The sequence below is a fragment of the Massilia niabensis genome (assembly GCF_042655085.1).
Taxonomy (GTDB): Bacteria; Pseudomonadota; Gammaproteobacteria; order Burkholderiales; family Burkholderiaceae_D; genus Telluria; species Telluria niabensis.
This window is the reverse complement of sequence record NZ_JBHSMU010000016.1, coordinates 354,820-374,372: the sequence shown is the minus strand read 5'-3', so window position 1 is coordinate 374,372 and position 19,553 is coordinate 354,820. Positions and strand designations below refer to the sequence as shown.

General features: G+C 61.5%; 16 protein-coding genes and 1 tRNA gene. 8 read left to right on the top strand and 9 right to left on the bottom strand.

The window, feature by feature from the left end; genetic code table 11:
* Positions 1-130 precede the first annotated feature (130 nt).
* A complete protein-coding gene (locus ACFPN5_RS22555; protein WP_379786077.1) occupies positions 131-691 on the top strand; it encodes a hypothetical protein in 561 nt (186 codons plus the stop codon).
* Between the two features lie 599 nt (positions 692-1,290).
* On the opposite strand, the gene ACFPN5_RS22550 is transcribed toward ACFPN5_RS22555, so the two are convergent.
* Entirely contained in the window at positions 1,291-2,982 is a 1,692-nt protein-coding gene (locus ACFPN5_RS22550) for an SEC-C metal-binding domain-containing protein (RefSeq protein WP_379786076.1), read from the bottom strand.
* A gap of 218 nt (positions 2,983-3,200) precedes the next feature.
* On the opposite strand from ACFPN5_RS22550, the gene ACFPN5_RS22545 reads away from it, so the two are divergent.
* Positions 3,201-3,665 (top strand): hypothetical protein, encoded by a 465-nt coding sequence (locus tag ACFPN5_RS22545; RefSeq protein ID WP_379786075.1) that lies wholly within the window; start codon positions 3,201-3,203, stop codon positions 3,663-3,665.
* Between the two features lie 159 nt (positions 3,666-3,824).
* On the opposite strand, the gene ACFPN5_RS22540 is transcribed toward ACFPN5_RS22545, so the two are convergent.
* The 7 genes from ACFPN5_RS22540 to ACFPN5_RS22510 form a co-directional block, all read right to left on the bottom strand.
* Positions 3,825-4,658: a CAP domain-containing protein gene (locus tag ACFPN5_RS22540; protein WP_379786074.1), complete on the bottom strand. Its 834-nt coding sequence runs from the start codon at positions 4,656-4,658 to the stop codon at positions 3,825-3,827.
* Between the two features lie 782 nt (positions 4,659-5,440).
* The gene (gene traI / locus ACFPN5_RS22535) at positions 5,441-6,661 is read right to left on the bottom strand and encodes a TraI/MobA(P) family conjugative relaxase (RefSeq protein WP_379786073.1); all 1,221 of its coding nucleotides are present in this window, start codon (positions 6,659-6,661) and stop codon (positions 5,441-5,443) included.
* A gap of 4 nt (positions 6,662-6,665) precedes the next feature.
* Positions 6,666-7,136 (bottom strand): relaxase/mobilization nuclease domain-containing protein, encoded by a 471-nt coding sequence (locus ACFPN5_RS22530; RefSeq protein ID WP_379786072.1) that lies wholly within the window; start codon positions 7,134-7,136, stop codon positions 6,666-6,668.
* A 23-nt stretch (positions 7,137-7,159) separates the two neighbouring features.
* Positions 7,160-7,531, bottom strand: coding sequence for a conjugal transfer transcriptional regulator TraJ (traJ, locus tag ACFPN5_RS22525; protein WP_379786071.1), 372 nt, complete (start codon positions 7,529-7,531; stop codon positions 7,160-7,162).
* 391 nt (positions 7,532-7,922) lie between these two features.
* Positions 7,923-8,366, bottom strand: coding sequence for a tyrosine-type recombinase/integrase (locus tag ACFPN5_RS22520; protein WP_379786070.1), 444 nt, complete (start codon positions 8,364-8,366; stop codon positions 7,923-7,925).
* A 181-nt stretch (positions 8,367-8,547) separates the two neighbouring features.
* A complete protein-coding gene (locus tag ACFPN5_RS22515) occupies positions 8,548-9,807 on the bottom strand; it encodes a tyrosine-type recombinase/integrase (protein ID WP_379786069.1) in 1,260 nt (419 codons plus the stop codon).
* Positions 9,808-10,035: 228 nt separating this feature from the next.
* Positions 10,036-10,126 (bottom strand) — tRNA-Ser (locus ACFPN5_RS22510).
* A gap of 321 nt (positions 10,127-10,447) precedes the next feature.
* Between ACFPN5_RS22510 and ACFPN5_RS22505 the strand changes: the two genes are divergently transcribed.
* The 6 genes from ACFPN5_RS22505 (at position 10,448) to ACFPN5_RS22480 (ending at position 18,212) form a co-directional block, all read left to right on the top strand.
* Positions 10,448-11,950: a PhoX family protein gene (locus ACFPN5_RS22505; RefSeq protein WP_379786068.1), complete on the top strand. Its 1,503-nt coding sequence runs from the start codon at positions 10,448-10,450 to the stop codon at positions 11,948-11,950.
* A gap of 26 nt (positions 11,951-11,976) precedes the next feature.
* Positions 11,977-12,567, top strand: coding sequence for a PEP-CTERM sorting domain-containing protein (locus tag ACFPN5_RS22500; protein WP_379786067.1), 591 nt, complete (start codon positions 11,977-11,979; stop codon positions 12,565-12,567).
* Between the two features lie 129 nt (positions 12,568-12,696).
* Positions 12,697-14,766 (top strand): PAS domain-containing hybrid sensor histidine kinase/response regulator, encoded by a 2,070-nt coding sequence (locus ACFPN5_RS22495; protein ID WP_379786066.1) that lies wholly within the window; start codon positions 12,697-12,699, stop codon positions 14,764-14,766.
* Positions 14,767-14,972: 206 nt separating this feature from the next.
* Positions 14,973-15,380 carry a KGG domain-containing protein gene (locus tag ACFPN5_RS22490; protein ID WP_379786065.1) on the top strand — a complete coding sequence of 136 codons (408 nt, stop codon included), beginning with the start codon at positions 14,973-14,975 and terminating at the stop codon, positions 15,378-15,380.
* 339 nt (positions 15,381-15,719) lie between these two features.
* Positions 15,720-16,694, top strand: coding sequence for a DMT family transporter (locus tag ACFPN5_RS22485; RefSeq protein WP_379786064.1), 975 nt, complete (start codon positions 15,720-15,722; stop codon positions 16,692-16,694).
* A gap of 96 nt (positions 16,695-16,790) precedes the next feature.
* Positions 16,791-18,212, top strand: coding sequence for an HD-GYP domain-containing protein (locus tag ACFPN5_RS22480; RefSeq protein WP_379786063.1), 1,422 nt, complete (start codon positions 16,791-16,793; stop codon positions 18,210-18,212).
* On the opposite strand, the gene ACFPN5_RS22475 is transcribed toward ACFPN5_RS22480, so the two are convergent.
* Positions 18,199-19,410: a cation:proton antiporter gene (locus tag ACFPN5_RS22475; protein WP_379786062.1), complete on the bottom strand. Its 1,212-nt coding sequence runs from the start codon at positions 19,408-19,410 to the stop codon at positions 18,199-18,201. The two genes, ACFPN5_RS22480 and ACFPN5_RS22475, sit on opposite strands and share 14 nt — an antisense overlap.
* Positions 19,411-19,553 lie beyond the last annotated feature (143 nt).

Below are 19,553 nucleotides of genomic sequence, written 5' to 3'. Positions count from 1 at the left end.
CCTGTACAGTCACTTCATCAGGACTGCTCTTGCCTAAGACTTTTTCAACGCAATAGGTCGTTAGCGGACGTTACAATAGGTCCGCAACCGGCCAAAAGCGGACGTTATTTATACCCAATGAGGGGGCGAAATGAGCTATCGAGCGGCGGCGGAAGCGGCTTACTTGCTTGCGTGTGACGAAGATGCCGAATTGGCGAAATTGGGAGTACGACTTCTGTCCGATCTGGCCGATAAGAGCTGCTATTTGGCCATGCTTTGTATGGTGTATTTGCACGATACCGGTGGTCACGACGAACGGGACATTGCATTGGCGAGATTGTGGGCTGCGCGCGCCAAAGCCCTACATCCAATGCTCACCGACGCGGATGACCTGTGCGACGCTGGAAATGTATGCAGTACGTACGCTTATTGGTTTGAGACAACCGAACATGATGCTCTCTCTTTTTGGCAAAGAGCTGCATCGTTAGGTAGCGGCTTTGCGCTTTGGCAAATCTGTGAAACGAATCGCGTGGATAAGGGCTCGCCTGATTGGGTTGAAAAGCTAGCACTAGCGGCGGCATTAGGAAACACCGAAGCGATGGTTGAATTTTCGGAACAAGACGGCGTGCAAGGTACAGAACAGGAACTGATTTGGCTTCGTGCTGCGGCTGCCCTGGGCAACCTACGTGCCAAAGAGATACTCGAATACTAGCAAGACAACAGGTGGACTAGCAGTGTTTGAAAACGTCTGCTTCGGGTCGCTAGCAGACAGCTACGGGGTCCAGTAACTGGTCAGGGGAGCGCCACTATAGGCGGTCGCTCAGCAACAATTGGTGAGTTTCTGACAACATCTCTTTCGTATAATGGGCTGCTATTGGCACGTAGGTGTGCCCACTTTGGTCCAGTGAAGACTACGAATGGCTCTCCAATCATGCGTTAATTGCGGGTACGTTACGACCTTTGTAACGACCTGTCCTCAGTGCGGCAGACGACCTCGCGTATTTGGCCGAAGGGAGGTCCTCTCAACAGTTATAGCAATAGCGATATGTTGCGCAGTTCATTGGTGCGTGAACGCACGAGCGGCCGATCCAGCTTTAATCTGCTACTGGATGACGGATTCCGTTATTGCGAGATAGTGACTGGACTTTGCCGTCAACTCTGCGCGATGTCGCACCGTCATTACCTGTACGTGACGGTCCGCAAGCGGCCAGAAGCAGACAGTGCAATTGCACTGCTTCCACGGCCGTAAGCAACGGTTGGTGCACTCCTAACGCACGCGACACCGGCTCGGCAGCATGACGCCGCTGCGCCTCAAGCGCAGCACTGTTTGAACTTATGACCGCTGCCACATGGGCACGGGTCGTTTCGCCCAACTTTGACCGCGAGCTGACGCTGTATGACTGGAAGAGGAAGCGCCGGCCGCAAACCCCGCTTCGCCGGTTGCATAGCGCGCATGCCGGACATGAGAACCTTTGTCAGCCGATCTTCTTGCCGAAGGTCCAGTCCTTTGACGTTTGCTAGCGCCGAGGCTGTTTCGAGGAACAGCTTCGCTCGTGCCAGCCGATCCGGATATGGATATCCACGCTCGTCGTACATGAAGCGCGCCATTAGTACCTCTTTGAACTGTTCGTCTGACGCGCTTGGGATGGAACCCTCGAGTCGCTTGATCAATTCCGGCGCACCCGCGCGGCACAGGTCGGCCAGCGGCTTGTCGTCGTCACGCAGCGCCTGCGCATAACATTCCTGCACTAGGTAGGCGGCACGAACCAAATGGGTTGAGTCCTCTTTATCAATGTACAGATCAGCCAAGTCTAAGCGCGCTCGGTTCCACGACGGCATGGCTGCAATGAGCAGTTGCTCAACGTCGGCGACACTGCCGGGAGCTTTGCCTTTTCGGATTAGCTCAGCTTTGACGGCAAACGCAACGGCGTACCCACTGCCGACAGCCTGGTCCAACCAGCGCAGCCCCTGCGCTTCATCGGCGGCCACGCCGGAGCCCTGGAACAGTGCAGCTGATACTTCATACTGGGCAGCGGGAAAGCCGGCCTCAGCAGCTTTCAGCGTCATCGTGAACGCCGCAACTGGGTCAGTCGGCACGCCAAGTCCATCGCGGTACATCCGCGAGAGCAGCGTAAGCGCACCTGGATTGTCATGCGCTGCTGCCTTTTCGAGGTATTCGCGGGCCTGTCCGTAGTCGACTTCGTGTCCATGCAAGCCATACAGAACGGCGTTGCCGTACCACGCCATCGCTTCTGGATATTCCTCCCGGCAGGCCATCCACATCCGGTGAGCAGCTTCGGTGTCGTGTCCTTCTCCTCGCGCGCCTTCGAGCAGCGCATGCGCGTACTCGTAGTGGGCAGGTGCATATCCAGCATCACTGGCGTGCTCGAGGAGGAGAATGGCGCGCGAGCGCATCGCGTCGACTTCACGCTGAACTGTAAAAAGTTCGAGGCCCGACTCGATGGCGCGGACTTCTTTGATCCTGGCCGCGACCTCGTCGACCAGATGGATCGCGACCAGGTACTGGTCTGGCGCGCTGCCGCTGACCAATGCACGGTAGCACAGCTCACGCATCGTATCGGGCCTCTCATCGACGACTTCATAGGCCGGCACCGCAGCGCCCTGATGCTGCTGACGAAACACGATTTCGAGCAGTGCCAGCACGTCGGTAAGCGCTTGTCGGGCTATCGTCGGGAATTGCTGTTCATCGAGCATCGCGCGCTCAGGATGGGCGCCAGCGTTGCCCCAGCGACGTAAGCGTTGCAGCAGATCGTACGTATCTGGGTTAATGCGGTGGGTGCGTCCCAATTCAGTGATCTGGCCATCCAGGCCTGGGCGCTGGACGTTGTGCATCGAGGCGCCGAGCATCTCGCAGCACAAGCTGGCAAGAGCACGTGCCTGGGTCAGTGCATGCTTGGGAAACTCGTGCAGGCTGCGCTTAGCTTCGCCGTAAAGCTGGCCGATTGGCGCCGAGACACGCTTAGCGAAGTCGATATCGTTCATGGTTTGGATGGTGTTCTAGTTCAAATTCTGCGACCGCAGTTTACCCCAGTAATCAGCAAATAATGTCGTCCTCTATATCCAGGAAAGTCACCGTTACAAGCAAATCGTCCAAAGGAGCCTGTTACCATTTATTATCGTAGACGCCCGCTTAGGGCCGACCAGAAGTCCCAGCCGAAGGACCGCAACCGGCCAGTAGCAGTCATTCCGCGCGAGGAAATATGAACCTAAACTTTTTGAGACGATTTGCCTTCGGCGCTAACCCAAAACGTATCGAGCATCCATTGTTCGGCACGGCGTTGCTCATGGAGACGAAGTCAGGACCGTATTGGGAAATCGAAACTGTCGTTTGGGACAGGCCGTTCACCGTAATCATTGACACACAGGGCGATGAGGAGCCGACACTCGAGCAAATTGATTTTTACCGACGCTTTACCGACGACCCTGATGCTGCCTTTGCATTCGCCAGCAAACTACTCATCAAAGAATACGAAAAGTGGACGGGGAGATCGTTCCCTTCTCACTGGAAAACTGCTTTTGCATTCGTAGGCCTGTCGATTCCCCTTGCCGGAAATCCCCGAAACGTTTGGGACTTGTCTTTCGATTGCCTGACGGATAGCGCAGGGCATCAGTTCACATGCTGCGTAGAAAATGGTGAGCCGTCCCATGTTACGGTCGACGGATAGCACGCGACCGAGACCGCTCCTTGTGAACGCCATGATCGGCAGCATCCGCTTTGGGTCGTAGGCGGACGCAGCCCAAGGTCTGCAACCGGCCAAGAAGCAGACGTCAGCACGCAGTACGAAAATGACGCCAGGCCTCGGCATTTGTCCTTTGATCACTAGTTAAGAACGGGTGGTGAAATTCCATTCTTTGTTCACAAGCACGTTGCTCACGCGGCCGGAAAACTTGACCGTGTAAGTGGTGCTCGTTTTCAACGGCGCCTTAGCGGCCAGAAAAGCGAAGTTCGAAGGCAGATAACGGTTCGGGTCATTGTCCCTTGTCATTAGCCGCGCATCGAGTGGCGTTGCGCTTCCTGCTTCCGTCAAGGTGAACGACAGGACTTCAAGCGCCGTGCCTTCCTTGGACATTGCAGTTACCGGATACCCGGTCTTGGTCGGGAAATCAGCATTGGCGGTCGATAGGTCAGGGAACGGGTTCGGCGACTCGACACCAGTGTGCAGTCCAACGCCCGTCTGATCGGCCACTGGATATACGCCGAAGAAGTCGCTAGCGTTCGCCTGAGGCTTCTGGTGACCAGTCACATAAACGAAAGTCTGCGATTGGTCCTGCCCCACGGCGATGCCGATTTCACTCTTCGCTTGAAACATTAGGCCGGCGCGGTGATAGATGGTCGAAGTTACGCTATCGAAAGCGGCCTGAGCGCCTTTGCCGCCACCGAAAGAGCCTTGCTCACCGACGCCAGTACCAGCGTATCCAACCGATTTTGCGCGGTCCATCTCTTGCACGCCAGTGAACAGAGGCTTGTCGCCCTGCTCAATGTGGAACCATGCACGGCCCGTTGCTGGATCGACAGCGTTCATGTTGACGGTGCCCCCAGTGTTCACGTCGTTCTTGAGGACGTAGGCCAGGTGATTACCTGCGGATTTGTCCAACAGAGGGTTTTGTGTCAACAGACCGAGGCCAACACGAGCGCGGAACTGGTTGTACAGCGTCACGAACTTGTGTTCTTCGCTAGTCACAGCGTAGGTGAGGGTAGGAACGCTGGTCTGAATGTCCGCAGGAGTCACAACCGGGGTGGGCGTAGGGATAGGCGCCGGAGCCGCAACCGGCGGGGTCGGAGTAGTAGCAACTGGAGTCGTCGCTGGAGCATCGCTGCTGCCACCACCGCAAGCAGCGAGGAATAGAGCGACTGCAGCGGCGGCAACGGAGGGTTTCAAAGATTTCATTTTGTTAGGAAATTCGAATTCGCAGAGGGAAAGGACAGCTCGAAGCTTAAACAAGCCGCTAGGCAACGAAACAAAGAAGTTTCTTTGCAACAACAAATTTTACATGTTGCGGTGCGGTAATGTGGCTACAGGTGTTAAGAAAGATTACATTGTCACTTCTTCAGTTAAGTTTCGTTGCTTTAAAGCATCATAAACAGGCGCAGTTTTAGCGACACATCCTTTAGCGATTGGTATCCGCTTGATACCCAACGCTAATGGCACCATGACGGCTAGCCCCTCCATATTATGTTGTAACCTTTGCAATTATTTTCATCTTGCTTCTTTAATCGATGTCTGCTTCGGGTCGTCACCTGACGTACACTGAGCGGCTTGCGCCGCTCGATCCGGTCACGCGGCGGCGTTGCCGATTCTGCGCCACGCGCACGATGCGAGGCGGTGTGAGGATACAGATCGGTCGTGCGCGGCGCTAATTTAGGTTGTTCATCCGCTAATTTGTATCCGACGGCAAGCTCCTCAAAAACTTTTTCTGCCGGTTCGGCATACCTTGTGCGTTATCGGCGGGCGCGTGCATGCGTGGGATTCCCCTTCTGAGAATCGCCTGTAATAGGTGCACGGATGTTCCGGTCGTTTACCTGTTCAGGTGTCGCCCTGTTGCGTGTCGGAGGTACGTGTGTACCAACGTCCGAAACCGGATGTGCTCGTGGAATGGGAGGGTTCGCGTGCCATACACGCCGCTGTTCGAGCGCTGGATCCTCAAACACGATGGGCAGCTTTGCGGCCGTTGCTGCAAGTACGACCTGCTCCTTGAAGCCATCCGACCCTTTGACAACGATCCTTCTTCCAAACCGCTCGAGCGCCATTTGTAAAGCTGCCTCTATCACATCTTGATGCGCGCCGCGCGAGACCCTAAGCGCGCTTCCCTCGTCCCTGACGGCACCTGCGCCGACCCGGTAGATGACCGTTCCCTGTTTGGTCACGCTGTCGTGACGGCGACCGGAACAGCGCGGCTGGAGATGCGTGCTCCCGTTGATGCCAGCGCGATCCATGTTGCATGCCGGCTTGCGCCAGCGAAGCAGGGCAAGTGCATCCGAGTTCCCGATGCCCGCCTGGTGGCGTAGCCAATCCAGCCACTGGCGCTGGCGGAACTTCTGGATGATGCTCTTGTACTCCTGCCTAGACCCGCGCTTGATTTCCGAGATCTCGTCTCGTAGCGCACTGGTAAGCGCGCCGTACATCAGCTTCTTTGGCTGGCGCGGTATTTTCACGAGCTTCAGCGCGGCGCGCTTCAGGCGCACGCTCCGCATGGCCGCCTCGATACGCCGCTTCTTGCGATCACGGACCCGTTCCCGCTCGCGCGCGCAAACGGTTTTTACCTGCGCCTGCGCCGCCTGATACTGAGCGTAAAGCTTCTCTGTACCTGGGCGCAGGGCGAGTGGTCGCTTTTCATACCGGCGCCTAGTCTTCAACGAATCCTTTTGCCCCGGCGCGCTCTGGAAGGGACCAAAGCGCTGTTCCAGCTTCGGCTTGGAAAATTCACGGCCCACCGAGCTGGCCTTGATGGTGGTTCCGTCTTCCGCAGTGATCACAAGGCCATTGGCACGTGGCTGCAGAACTAAACCGTTTACGGAAAGGACGGCATGCAGCTGCGCCCACGACTGCGCCCGCTGCATCTGCGCCTTGCATCCACGCTGGATCCATCCGAGCAGGCTTTCAATGCCGGCATGGTGCTCCATGTCCGCCGCACGGTTCTCTGCGCCGACCTTGCGCGGCATGTGGTTATCCTTGCGCAGGCCAAATTCGTCCTCGATCGTCGCACGCGCGGGCGAGTGTCTGGTAAGCGTGGAACGGCTCGTGGATCGTGAAGCGCGTCGGGTGGATCTTGTTGATGGCAATGTGCAGGTGCCGGTTGTCGGTGTCGTGGTGTACCACGCTGACCCGCTGATGTTCGCTGAAGCCAAGCGCATCGCAGATGCGCTCTTCGATCGACGCCAGGTGGGAAGCATCTGGCTCCTCGCCATCGCGGAAGCTGAGGATCAGGTGGTAGGTCTTGTCAGCCCGCGATCGCGTGTTCATCGCTTGCGTATTCAGGACTTCCAGTGTGGCCATTTCGACGTCGTCGCCGATGCAGTTGGTCATCCGGATGTCGCCCGTCCGCTCCTGTTTGCTCTGTGTATCCGTCAGGTAGCGCACCAGGCTGGCAAAGCCGCTCTTGTTCACCGCATGCATGGGGATGTGCTTGGCGATCATGATCAGGCCCGAGAATTTTGCCGCTAAAATTCGTCGGGGCCGGTACCGGGTGTCACCAACGCGCGGATCACGTCGCGCAGCTCTTCCCGTGTCGCCTCGATCTTTTCCAGCACAGCACGGATTGTCGATTCGCCGACCTCCGCGGTGCGCTCGTCATTGGTTAGCCATAGCTTGAACAGTCCGGCCAAACGGCCGAGGTCTCCGTGGACGCGAATGAATTCTTCAACATGTCGGTGGTCCTGCGCAGAGCGGACCCCGTAGCCCAGCGCGATATTCAGCAGGTAGCTCGACACGCTATGACGCGCGGCCGCAGCCTTGGCCTGCAGTTGCGCACGCTCGTCTGGCTGGCAGTACACCTTAATGGCAGGGCTGTCCTTTCGCGTCGGGCTTTTCATCGTTCACCTCGCTTTTGGCCGGCGGCAGCCGGCTGGCCTCGCAGAGCAGGATTCCCGTTGAGCACGCAGTGCGAATAAGGGGAGGGAAGGAGGACAACACGCTACGCGGGTGGGCCTACTTCACCTATCCTGCCCGACTCTTCGAGTCGATTACGTCACGACAGCATACCCACCGGGTTTTCGATTTCTCATCGACTGGATCAAGGTGAGGCATCGTTTATATCGGAGCCATAAGCCGGGCTTGCGTTCCAGCTGCGCACCCATGCAGAGCTGGCGCTGATAGCGTTCAGTAACCCGAAGGTCTTACGCCAGGAAGGGACGAATATGGTGTGGCTGGTGGCTAGGTGTTACGCCGGCCCGTCGATCGGCCGGCAACAGTCATGAAGGGCGTTCAGGTCAAACGTGCAGGCCGAACCGCTGGCTGAGCGACGGGTGGCGGCAGAGCGTCAATGTAGTCGGCCCAGTCCTGCATCATCTTCTTGCGCTCGGCGAGGAACTGGGCCCGGTCGTAGGCCCATGCGACCTTGTCCCTTGGCGCATGGGCAAGCTGGCGGTCCACGACTTCATGCCGATAGCCCAGCTGCTCCTTGATCGTACTCATCGCGAGCGCCCGAAAGCCATGTCCCGTCATTCGTCCTTTATATCCCATGCGGTCGAGCACCACCAGGATGGTGTTATTGCTGATCGGCCTCTTTGGGTCGCGCTGGTTCGGGAACAGGTAGGTTGATCGACCGGTAATCGCATGCAGCTCGCGCAGCAAGGCAAGGGCCTGCCGCGACAGGCACACATGATGGTTCGTCTTGTCCAGATTGACTGTCAGCTTGCCGCGCTTCATGCGCTGCTATGGAATGATCCTCTCGCCCTTGTCGAGATCGATCTCGCTCCATGGTAAGCCTCCAAACGGCGACTGCACATGATCGCAACTGAACGTTGGTGAACCGTCGAAATAAAGGGCCGTTGAAGCCGGAGACGCCTGAACGTCGTCAGGCACCCAGCCCATACCGAGGACATAGAAGCTAGGCCGATGTCGACCGTCCACCAGTTACTACGGCATGCCTTGACTGGGCGTCGATATAGTCAGCCCAGTCCTGCATCATCTTCCTGCGCTCGGCGAGGAACTGGGCGCGGTCGTAGGCACTTGCGACTTTGTCCCTCGGGGCATGGGCCAGTTGGCGATCGACCACCTCGTGCCGGTAGCCCAGGCGCTCCTTGATGGTACTCATCGCAAGCGCCCGGAAGCCGTGCCCCGTCATGCGTCCCTTGTATCCCATGCGTTCGAGTACCACCAGGAGAGTGTTATTGCTGATCGGCTTCTTGGGATCACGCTGGTTCGGGAACAGGTACTTCGAGCCACCCGTAATCGCATGGAGCTCGCGCAGTAGAGTGAAGGCTTGCCGCGACAGGCACACGTGATGGTTCGTCGTGTCCGGGTTGACCGTCAGCTTCCCGCGTTTCATCCGCTGCCATGGAATGATCCATTCCCCCTTGTCGAGGTCGATCTCGCTCCAAGGCGTCTCAATCAACTCGCTGGTCCGGACGAAGACCAGCAGCATCAACCGCATGGCGATGCGTGTCGGTTCAAACATGCGCGCCTCGTTGCGCTCCAGCGAGGCAAGAAAGGTCGGCAGTTCGTCCGCATCGATAGCGGCGAAATGGGACGCGCGGCGCGACTTGAGTACGTCTCTCATGTCTGCAACCAGGTTGCGTTCGGCAAGACCGCATTGGATGGCATAGCTGAAGATCTGTGAGCACACGGCCTTCAGGCGCTTGGCGATCTCGGTTGCGCCCCGTTCTTCAATCTTGCGCAGGGTGTCGATGATCTCACGATGCTTGAGCTCCGTGATAGGGCGCGAGCCGATAGACGGAAAGATGTCTGCTTCCAGCCGTACAATCATGTTCTTGGCCGTGCGATCGCTCCAGGTCGGTACCTTGTTGGCGTACCACTCGCGCGCGATCTTCTCGAACGTGTTCCTCAGGCGCTCTGCGGTAAGGCGCTTGGCATCGTCACGGTACTTCGCAGGATCGATCCCCTGCAGCATGAGCCTGCGCGCCTCCAGTCGCTTTTCTCGAGCGTCCTGCAGCGTGATCTCAGGGTAGGGACCGAACGTCAGCAGGTTTTCCTTGCCGTCGAACTGACGAAATTTGAGCCGCCAGATGCGGGAGCCGGTTGGCAGGACATGCAGGTAGAGGCCGCCACCATCGTAGAGCTTGTATGCCTTGTCTTTCCGTTTCGCGTTTCTGACTTGCATCTCGGTCAGCGGAGCTGAGGCTGCCATGTCCGGTCTCCGTTAAGAGGTAGGAAACCACGTTAGACAAAATCTGGGGGTATCGGTTTGAGCCTCGGGGTATCTTCCTTGTTTTTGATACCCCCGAAAGCGTTGGATGTGCGCGGGCTCAACTGGACGTTGGCGGACAACGAAAAACAAAAAAGCCCCTGTAGACGGGGCTAGAGGGGCTTTTTCTGGACTTTGTCGGAACTGGCTGGACTGTCTGATTTGAATCCTTGGCGGAGAGAGGGGGATTCGAACCCCCGGTAGGCTATGAACCTACACACGCTTTCCAGGCGTGCGACTTAAACCACTCATCCATCTCTCCTGCATGCTTCGCTTTCACGAAGCCGCCTATTATAGCAACAATTCTCGGCAGTTCAAGCACAATCCCGCCACCTCCTGCGAGCCAGGCCCAGCGCCAGGCATGACGCGTAGCCCTCGGCATGGCATCGCCAGCCCCCCAGCACTGCTGAGCAAATATTTAATCTTGTCATTTTGTTGTCATCGAGCGGTAGTTTTTGGCTGTTGTAATGGGCTCATCCGCGCTGCATTGGCGTGGCGAGACCGGCTCCACGGCAACGCGGCCGGTCGCCCCATCCCGTCGCCGGATCAACCGGTTCGACTGACCTTTCGGAGAATGCTCAGCATGACAGACAAGAACATCTCGCCGTCGCGGCGCAACCTGCTCAAGGGCGTGGCCGGCGCTTCCGCGCTACCGTTCGTCGGCGCCTTCATTGCGATGCAAACGCAGCAGACCCAGGCTGCCAACGGCTCGACCACGCTGATCGATAGCCCTTACGGCCCGATCCGCCCGGTCAACGACATGACCACCGGCCTGCCGCTGCTGCAACTGCCGCCGGGCTTTACCTATAAAAGCTTCGGCTGGCGCGGCGATACCATGACGGACGGCAAGCCGTGCCCGGGCGGCCATGACGGCATGGGTGTCATCGTGTCGCGCAAGGTTGGCCGCAGCAGCGAGCTGGTGCTGGTGCGCAATCATGAGATCGGCGCCACCTCGGCCGCCAATTTCATCAACGCGCCGGCCGTCTACGATGCGGGCGCGAATGCCGTTGGCTCGACCAACCGCTTCGGCGGCGGCACCACCAACCTGATTTTCCGCGACGGCAACTGGGTCAGCATGACCCCGAGCCTGGGCGGCACCCAGACCAATTGCGCCGGCGGCGTTACGCCATGGGGCACCTGGCTGACCTGCGAGGAAGTCAGTTCCGACGCCGTCAGCGCTTCGGGCCGCAAGCACGGTTATGTATTCGAAGTCACGGCCGACCCAAGCCGCACCACCGGCCAGCCGATCATCGGCATGGGCCGTTTCGGGCACGAAGCCGCCGCCGTCGATCCGGCGACCGGCGACGTCTACCAGACCGAAGACTCGTCCGGCAAGTCGGGCTTTTACCGCTATGTTCCGGACATCAAAACCGGGGCGCCGGGTTCGCTGGCGATGGGTGGCGTGCTGCAGATGGCCAAGGTCAAGGGGCAGGCCAACGTCAACCTCGGCACCGCGTCGATCAGCGCGCGGTACGAGCTGGAATGGGTGAACGTCGCCGATCCGGACCAGAACCGCGGGAACGCCACGGGCCCGACCGGCATCACGATCACGAATGCGGCCGGCCCCTTCGTGCAGGGCTGGACCCAGGGTGCGCTGCGGATGAATCGCGGCGAAGGCATCTGGTATGCGCAGGGCAAGATGTACGTGATGGATACCTCGGGCGGCGCCGTGTCGCGCGGTGCGATCTGGGAACTCGACATGGCGACGCAAACCCTCACCTGCATCTATTCGAGCCCGAGCCCGCTGGTCGGCAACATGGGCGACAACCTGACCGTCAGCCCGCGCAACGCGATCCTCGTCTGCGAAGACGCCTCGACCGCCGCGACCGACCAGTTCGGTTTCGGCCAGCGCCTGATGGGCATCACCGACGGTGGCGATGCCTATATCTTCGCCAAGAACAACATCGTGCTGACCGAGGCCCAGCTGCAGGGCGCGGGCAAGCTGGCCAGCCTGGCGGGCGACCGCCGCGCCAACGAGTTCGCCGGCGCCTGCTTCGATCCGACCGGCCGTTACCTGTTCGTCAACATCCAGACGCCGGGCGTCACCTTCGCGATTGCCGGTCCCTGGGCCAAGGGCCCGCTGTAATCCATTCAAAAAAACAGGGGAAACACATGCACATCAAACAATTTGCGGTCGCCTTCGCTGCGACCCTGACGCTGGCCGCCTCGGCCAACTCGGCCAACGCCGCCGTCCTCCTCACCACGAGCGGTTCATCGGCCAACACGGTCACCGACTACAGCGCTCAAGGCGCGGTGTCCTTCGACCTCGACCTGGCAAACTTCAACGCCGCCAAGCTGCGTTTTTCGATCGAGGAAGAAGATCTGCTGGGGCCTTTGACCCTGAACGCCATCGTCCGCAACCTGAGCGGCACCGCGCTCAACCAGTTCCACTTCCGGCTGAACGGCATTTCGTTCGCCGCGCCCGGCAGCGTGACGCCGACCTTCGGCACGCTCGGCGAGCTCAAACATGGTGAAAACGTCGCCAGCATCGCTTTTGCCAGCCCGGAATGGGCGGAGTTCCACTTCGGTAACCCGCTCGGCATGGACGGCGCGTCGAACTGGCTGCTCGATACCCGCGGCCTGAACGCGGGCGACACCTTCGTCATCAGTGCCGAGGTGCCGGAGCCGTCGACGCTGGCATTGCTGCTGCCGACGCTGTGCATGGCCGGGCTGATGGCGACGCGCCGCCGCAAGAAAGGCTGAGCAGCCTGATAGCGGGGCCCGGCACCATGCCGGGCCAGACATTTTTGTCATTTCGTTAAGTGGCGCACGGGCGCGACGGAATGTGTGGGCTAGCCTAGATCCCTAGTTCGCCATCCCGAAGGCCGTGTAATGCTGGACCCCGCTCTCTACCAAACGATTTTCGCCAGTGCCCCAATCGGCGCCTGCATCTTCTCGCCAAGCGACGACCCGGTGATCCTGGACGTCAACGAGGCTTTTCTCCGCAACGTGGCCTATACCCGCGAGCAGCTGGTTGGCCAGCGCCTGTTCGCGGCATTGCCGGAAGACCCTAACGACCCGAACGATACCGGCGTCGCCGCGCTCGGCCGTGCCCTGGCGCGCGTCATCGAAACCGGCCAGCCCCAGTCGCTGCCAACCCAGCGCTACCCGATCCGCACGATTGGGGAAGGCGGGGCGGAAGTGTTTGTCGAACGCTTCTGGAATGCCGTGAATACCCCGATCTTCGACGCGCAGGGCAAGCTGCTCTGCATTTATCACGTCACCATCGAGGTCACCGAGCAGATGCGGGCGGAGGAGGCCCTGCACTTGAGCCGGCGCGAAGCGCTCGATGCGGCGCTGCAGGCCGAAGCCGGCCGGGCGCGCTTGAAAGCCGTGCTCGAGGCGGCGCCGGTGGGCATTACGGTGGTGGCCAGCAATGGCGAGGTGCTCGAACTGAATGCCGCCCACGATGCCCTGTGGGGGCGCGAGGGGCTGCCGAAAGAAGCGCCCGTCGATTTCTCGGAGTGGCGGGGATGGTGGGCCGACGGCTCCGATCGCCATGGCCAGCCGGTCGCACCCGACGAGTGGCCGTTGGCGCAGGCGCTGCGCGGCACGCCGCAGGCGCACCAGCTGATCGAGATCGAAACCTTCGACGAGCAGCGCCAGCGCCGCGTCGTCCTGCTGTCGGCCGCGCCCATCCGCGATCGCGACGGCGAGGTGCTAGCTGCGGTGGTGGTCCTGCTCGACATGAGCGAACGCCTGAAGGCCGAGGAAGCCCTGCGCGAGGCCGACCGCCGCAAGGACGAGTTCCTGGCGATGCTGGCGCACGAACTGCGCAACCCGCTCGCGCCCATCATGGTCGCGGCCGAACTGCTGGGCCACGCCAGCGTCGACGTCGAGCGCGTGAAACGCACCGGCGCCGTGATCCTGCGCCAGGTAAAACACCTGACCAGCCTGGTCGACGACCTGCTCGACGTCTCGCGCGTCACACGCGGGCTGGTGGTGATCGACAAGCAGCGCGTCGACATGCGCACGATCCTGGCGCAGGCCGTGGAGCAGGTGACGCCGCTGCTGCAGGCGCGCCGCCACCACCTCGAGGTGCGCCCGCAAGCGCAGCCGCTGGTCGTGTGCGGCGATGCCAAGCGCCTGATCCAGGTGCTCGCCAACCTCCTCAACAATGCCGTGAAATACACGCCGCCCGGCGGGCGCATCGACGTCGAGACCCGCATCGAGGGATCTTGTGCCCAGGTGAGCGTGAGCGACAACGGCATCGGCATGAGCGAGGAATTGATTACGCGCGCCTTCGAGCTGTTCGCCCAGGCCGAGCGCGGCTCCGACCGCACCCAGGGCGGGCTCGGTATCGGCCTTGCCGTCGTCAAGCGGCTGGTCGAGCTGCACGGTGGTACGATCCGCGTCCATAGCGACGGTCCGGGTCAGGGCAGCCGGTTCACGGTATCGATTCCGCTGGCCGACAGCAGCGAAGCGCTGTCGCCTGCGCCGACTCGTTCGCCGCTGGCCACCGCAAGCGCACCCCTTTCGGTGATGGTGGTCGACGACAACGTCGACGCCGCCCAGATGCTGTCGATGATGATCGAGGCTTGCGGCTACCGGGTGCGCACCGAACACGGGTCGCAGGCGGCGCTGATCGCTGCCGCAACCGACCCGGCCGACGTCTACCTGCTCGACATCGGCTTGCCCGAGATCAACGGCCTGGCGCTGGCGCAATGCCTGCGCGCCAATCCGCCCACGCGCGATGCGGTCCTGATTGCGGTCACCGGCTACGGCCGGCTCGAAGACCGCGCCGCATCGAACCAGGCCGGTTTCGACTTCCACTTCGTCAAGCCGATCGACAGCGAAGACCTGGCCGGGCTGCTGCGCGACATCGCCACGCGCCGCCAGCGCGCGAGCCCGGAGCGCAGGCATGGCGCGTCGCGTGCGTGGCCGTCGAACGTCGCGCCCTGATGCCATGCCGCTCACAGGGCGTTCCTTGTCGCAAGAATTACAGTGAAAGTGGCGGCCTCGACTGACGTCTGCATAAGGCCTTCTCCTACGGACCCACGGCGTGCACCGGGTGGTCAGCAGCGCCGGTGCTGACTAGGATGGTCCTGTCTCAGCCAGAAAGCAGTAGTGATTCTGGCGAGCACTTCACTTGATAACAGGAGGTAACAATGGCAGCTAACAATCAAGGCGGAAACAAGGGCGGAAACCAGGGCAATCAGGGTGGTGGCGGTGGAAACCAGGGTAGCAAGCAGAGCGGTGACACCAGCAACCGTGGTTTCGCATCGATGGATCCGGAGCGTCAGCGCGAAATCGCCAGCGAAGGCGGACGTGCTGCTCACGCATCGGGTAATGCCCACGAGTTCACGTCGGAAGAAGCACGCCGTGCCGGCTCGATGAGCCACAAGAACGACGGCAACAACCAGAGCGGTGGTGGCGGCAACCAGCAGAGCGGTCGCAACCAGGGCGGCAATGAAGGTGGCAATCAAGGTGGCAATCAGGGTGGCAAGAGCACCCGCGGCGGTACGCCGGAGCAGCACGCAAAAGCCGGCTCGCAGAGCCGCAAAAACGACAAGTAAACATCTGTCGTACTGACCTCACCGGCCGCTGGACGGCGTGGGGTATGCAGGGAGCGGAGAGCTAGCTACTCTACCGTGAAAAATGGCGCCGCCGCGCCGGTCCCATCGACTGGTAGCCCCGGCGCCTCCGTCTTTTTGCGCGCCTAACAAAACCGCCATGGCTGCGTTGCAGCGTCTCGCCGTACTGGCGTACTGTCTTCGACGCCGCGCCTTGCCCTGACGGTTTTGTTAGACGCTCTTTAGCGTCCGCCGCCGCGGTCGCGCCGCCACCTTCTGGCACAATCATCGTTTTGCGGCATGCCAGCCGGCGCCGCATCCGACCTTGCCTGAGGATTGCGTGTGTTGACTGGAGTGTTGTGTGGCGTGCTGGCCGGCGCGCTGTGGGGCATGGTGTTCATCGTGCCCGAACTGCTGCCGGGCTTTTCGCCGGTCGAGCTGGCGGTAGGGCGCTACATGGCCTACGGTGCCATCTCGCTGGGCCTGCTGCTGCCCAAGCTGGCGCGGCTGCTGCGGCGCCTCGCGCCCCCCGACTACATCGCCCTGCTGCGCCAGGCCCTGAGCGGCAACCTCGTCTACTACATGCTGCTCGCGCTGGGCGTCAAGCTCGCCGGCGTGGCGCCGACCTCGCTCATCATCGGCCTGATTCCCGTCGCGGTCACGCTGCTGGGCCAACGCGACCACGGCGCCGTGCAGCTGCGCCGCATGGCGCTGCCGCTGCTGGTGGTGGCCTTCGCGATCGCCTGCATCAATGTCGACGCGCTGGCGCATGCACAGGCCAGCGGCGCGGGCGGCGCCTCGGTCCTGCTCGGGGTGGCCTGCGCGGTGGGCGCCTTGTTGTGCTGGACCTGGTATGCGGTCGACAACGCGCGCTACCTGAAAGGCAATCCCCAGTTCAGCGGCGGCGAATGGTCCTCGCTTTACGGCCTGGCCAGCGGCCTGATCGCCTTGCCGATCGGCCTGGCGTCGATGCTGCTCACGCAGGGCGCCGGCGCGCTTCCTGCAGCAGGACGCGACTGGGGGTTGTTCTGGTTCTACAATGGGCTGCTGGCGCTCGGCGCCTCGGTCATCGGCAACGGCTTGTGGAACATCGCCAGCCGCAGCCTGCCGGTCACGCTGACGGGCCAGCTGATCCTGTTCGAGACCGTGGCGGCGATGTTGTACGGTTTTATTTACCGAGGCACGGCGCCGCGGCTGCTGGAAATCGTGGCCATCGGCTTGCTGGTGGCGGGCGTGACCTGGTCGGTAAGGCTGCACGCGGCGGTGCCGCCGAAGCGTTCAGTCGTGGAGAGTGGCGGCCTGAGCACAAAAAGATGACAATTCCACTGGCGAACGTCACGAATGTGCGCGTGGGCGAGCAGGAGGGCACATTGCAACGTAGAATCTTCGCTTTCTATAAAGCAACTTCGACACATGGACCGATTCCCCGATGCCGCAGCCGTCCCGGCGAGTAGCCTCAAGCTGTCCGAACTGATCGGGTCGCTCAGCTACGCGCTCGACCTCACCGAAGGCCAGCCTGCAGGCCATTGCGTACGGTCCTGCTGGATCGGCATGCATATCGGCCGCGACGCCGGCATGAGCAGCGAGCAGCTGTGGGAGCTGTATTACGTTCTGCTGCTGAAAGACGTCGGCTGCAGCAGCAATGCGGCGCGCATCTGCGAGCTGTACCTGACCGACGACCGCCTGTTCAAGCACGACATCAAGACCGTCGGCGACAGCCTGCCGCAACTGCTGTCCTTCGTGTTCAAGCATGCCGGCATGAAGGCAGGGCTGGCCGAGCGCTTCCGCACGGTGCTCTCGGCCCTGCGCAGCGGCCGCGAGACTGGCCTGAAACTGATCGCCACGCGCTGCCAGCGCGGCGCCGAGATCGCGCGCCTGCTGCGCTTTCCCGAGCGCGTCGCGCTCGGCATCTACAACCTCGACGAGCATTTCAACGGCAAGGGCAAGCCGGCCGGGTTGGCAGGCGAAGCAATTCCGGTCTATGCCCGCATTGCCCTGCTGGCGCAGGTGATCGACGTCTTCTTCACGGCCCAGGGCCGCGACGCCGCGCTGGCCGAAGCGCGCGCGCGCTCCGGCACCTGGTTCGATCCGCGCCTGGTGGGCGCTTTCGAGCGCGTGGCGAAATCCGAAGCCTTCTGGGCCACCCTGTCCGCGCCAGGCATGGAGAAGACAGTGTTCGCAATGGAGCCGCGCGAGCACACGGTGCCGATCGACGACGACTACCTCGATGACATCGCGACCGCATTCGGCCAGGTGGTGGACTCGAAAAGCCCGTACACGAGCGGCCACAGCAGCCGGGTGGCGTTGTACACCGACATGATCGCCGAAGAATTAGGCATGAGTGACGAGCGCCGCCGCTGGCTGCGCCGCGGTGCGATGCTGCACGACGTCGGCAAGCTTGGCGTGAGCAACAGCGTGCTGGACAAGGCGGGCGCGCTCGACCGCGACGAATGGGCGGCGGTGCGCCGCCATGCCGAATTCACCGAATCGATCCTGTCGCGCATCGACGCCTTTGCCGAGCTGGCGCGCATCGCCGGCGCCCACCATGAACGGCTCGACGGCGGCGGCTACCCGCGCGGCCTGAAGGCGGACCAGATCGCCCTCGAGACGCGCATCATCACGACTGCCGACATTTTCGACGCCATCACTGCCGAGCGCCCCTACCGCGGCGCGATCCCCGTGCCGCAGGCACTCGGGATGATGGAAAAAACCGTCGGCACCGCGATCGATGCCGACTGCTTTGCCGCGCTCGGGCGCGCCGTCGAGCGCGCCGGCCTGATGGGCGCTGCTGCCGACCCGACTGCGGTCAGCCCGACTGCGGTCAGCTCGACTTGAACACCAGCGCCGCCACGCGCTGCAGTTTCGGATAGACCACCGGCACCGTCAGCATGGTGCTGGCAATGGCCATCAGGAGCAGGGCGGTGAAGGTTTCGTTGGTCACGATGCCCTTGTCGAGCAGGATGTTGACGAAGATGATCATGATCAGGGCCTTGGTCTGCAGCAGCCAGCCGATGATCGACGCTTCGCCCTTGCCCCAGCCGAGGATGCGCCCGGCGAGATGGGTGCCCACCAGCTTGCCGGATACCGAGGCCACCAGCAGCACCGCCGCCGCCACGAACACCGCCGTGCCGCCGACCGCCCAGTTGGTACGCAGTCCCGTGCTCAGGAAGTAGACCGGCATCATCGTCAGCAGCACGTGCTGGCGCAGCAGGTCGAGTTTTTTCTGGTCGAACCAGTGCGCGTCCATCACGGCGCCGGCGAGGAAGGCACCGACCATGAAATGCAGCCCGGCCCAGTCGGCCGCCAAGCCGCAGGCGGCCAGCCAGACCAGGGCCGCGAACCAGCGGTCGCGTTCCTCGAGCCACACCATCAGCCGGCGGTAGCCGAACGTCACCACGCCGAACAGCAGGATGAAGCCGAGCTGGCGCCCGACGCGTTCCCAGTCGAGCAGGATCAGGGCCAGCACGCCCCAGACCGCAATATCGTCCAGGCTCGCATAGCGCAGCACGCGCTGGCCGATCGGCTCGCGCAGGATCTCCAGCTTTTCCATCAACAGGATCAGGATCGGCAGCGCGGTCACGGCGCAGGCCATGCCCACCCCCAGCACGAACTGCCAGCTATGCGCGTTCGCGCCCTTCCAGCCGGCGTAGCCGAGTATGCCGAAGGCGGCCACGCAGCCGAACAGCAGCGGTACGCCCAGCGCAAGCGTCGCCGTGATGGTGCTTTCGCGGCGGTGCTCCCAGGCCTTCTTCAAATCGAGCTCGATCCCGGCGATCATCACGAAGATCATCACCGCCCACCACGCGATGCCGTTCAGCGCCCCCATCACCTGCGGGTTGAACACGAAGGCGTAATAGTCGGGATAGGCGCGGCCGAGGATGCCCGGCCCCAGCAGCACGCCGGTGATGATCTGCACCACCACCAGCGGCGCCCAATAGTCGGTTTTCCCGATGCGCCAGATGAGGTAGGGCAGGGTGAAAATGACCAGCATCGCAATCAGGAAGATCTCGGTCGTCCCCATGGCTGAGTGCATAATGTTCTCTTTATGTAGTGTTGCTACTATTTTGGACAAGCGCGAAAGGGTATCATGCCCCGGCGCTGAAACAAAACAACAGTATTGACGCATGGCGTGTTGCTGTCTGTTTTATGTTGTACCCCACCCGCGCTAGCCGATCA

Coding starts and splice junctions, on each gene's coding strand:
- traI (WP_379786073.1), bottom strand. CDS start 6,661: ATGCCGCGCAAGGTCGGCGCAGAGAACCGTGCGGCGGACATGGAGCAC.
- ACFPN5_RS22490 (WP_379786065.1), top strand. CDS start 14,973: ATGGCAGCTAACAATCAAGGCGGAAACAAGGGCGGAAACCAGGGCAAT.
- ACFPN5_RS22475 (WP_379786062.1), bottom strand. CDS start 19,410: ATGCACTCAGCCATGGGGACGACCGAGATCTTCCTGATTGCGATGCTG.
- traJ (WP_379786071.1), bottom strand. CDS start 7,531: ATGAAAAGCCCGACGCGAAAGGACAGCCCTGCCATTAAGGTGTACTGC.
- ACFPN5_RS22480 (WP_379786063.1), top strand. CDS start 16,791: ATGGACCGATTCCCCGATGCCGCAGCCGTCCCGGCGAGTAGCCTCAAG.
- ACFPN5_RS22520 (WP_379786070.1), bottom strand. CDS start 8,366: ATGAAGCGCGGCAAGCTGACAGTCAATCTGGACAAGACGAACCATCAT.
- ACFPN5_RS22530 (WP_379786072.1), bottom strand. CDS start 7,136: ATGATCGCCAAGCACATCCCCATGCATGCGGTGAACAAGAGCGGCTTT.
- ACFPN5_RS22555 (WP_379786077.1), top strand. CDS start 131: ATGAGCTATCGAGCGGCGGCGGAAGCGGCTTACTTGCTTGCGTGTGAC.
- ACFPN5_RS22500 (WP_379786067.1), top strand. CDS start 11,977: ATGCACATCAAACAATTTGCGGTCGCCTTCGCTGCGACCCTGACGCTG.
- ACFPN5_RS22550 (WP_379786076.1), bottom strand. CDS start 2,982: ATGAACGATATCGACTTCGCTAAGCGTGTCTCGGCGCCAATCGGCCAG.
- ACFPN5_RS22545 (WP_379786075.1), top strand. CDS start 3,201: ATGAACCTAAACTTTTTGAGACGATTTGCCTTCGGCGCTAACCCAAAA.
- ACFPN5_RS22505 (WP_379786068.1), top strand. CDS start 10,448: ATGACAGACAAGAACATCTCGCCGTCGCGGCGCAACCTGCTCAAGGGC.
- ACFPN5_RS22495 (WP_379786066.1), top strand. CDS start 12,697: ATGCTGGACCCCGCTCTCTACCAAACGATTTTCGCCAGTGCCCCAATC.
- ACFPN5_RS22515 (WP_379786069.1), bottom strand. CDS start 9,807: ATGGCAGCCTCAGCTCCGCTGACCGAGATGCAAGTCAGAAACGCGAAA.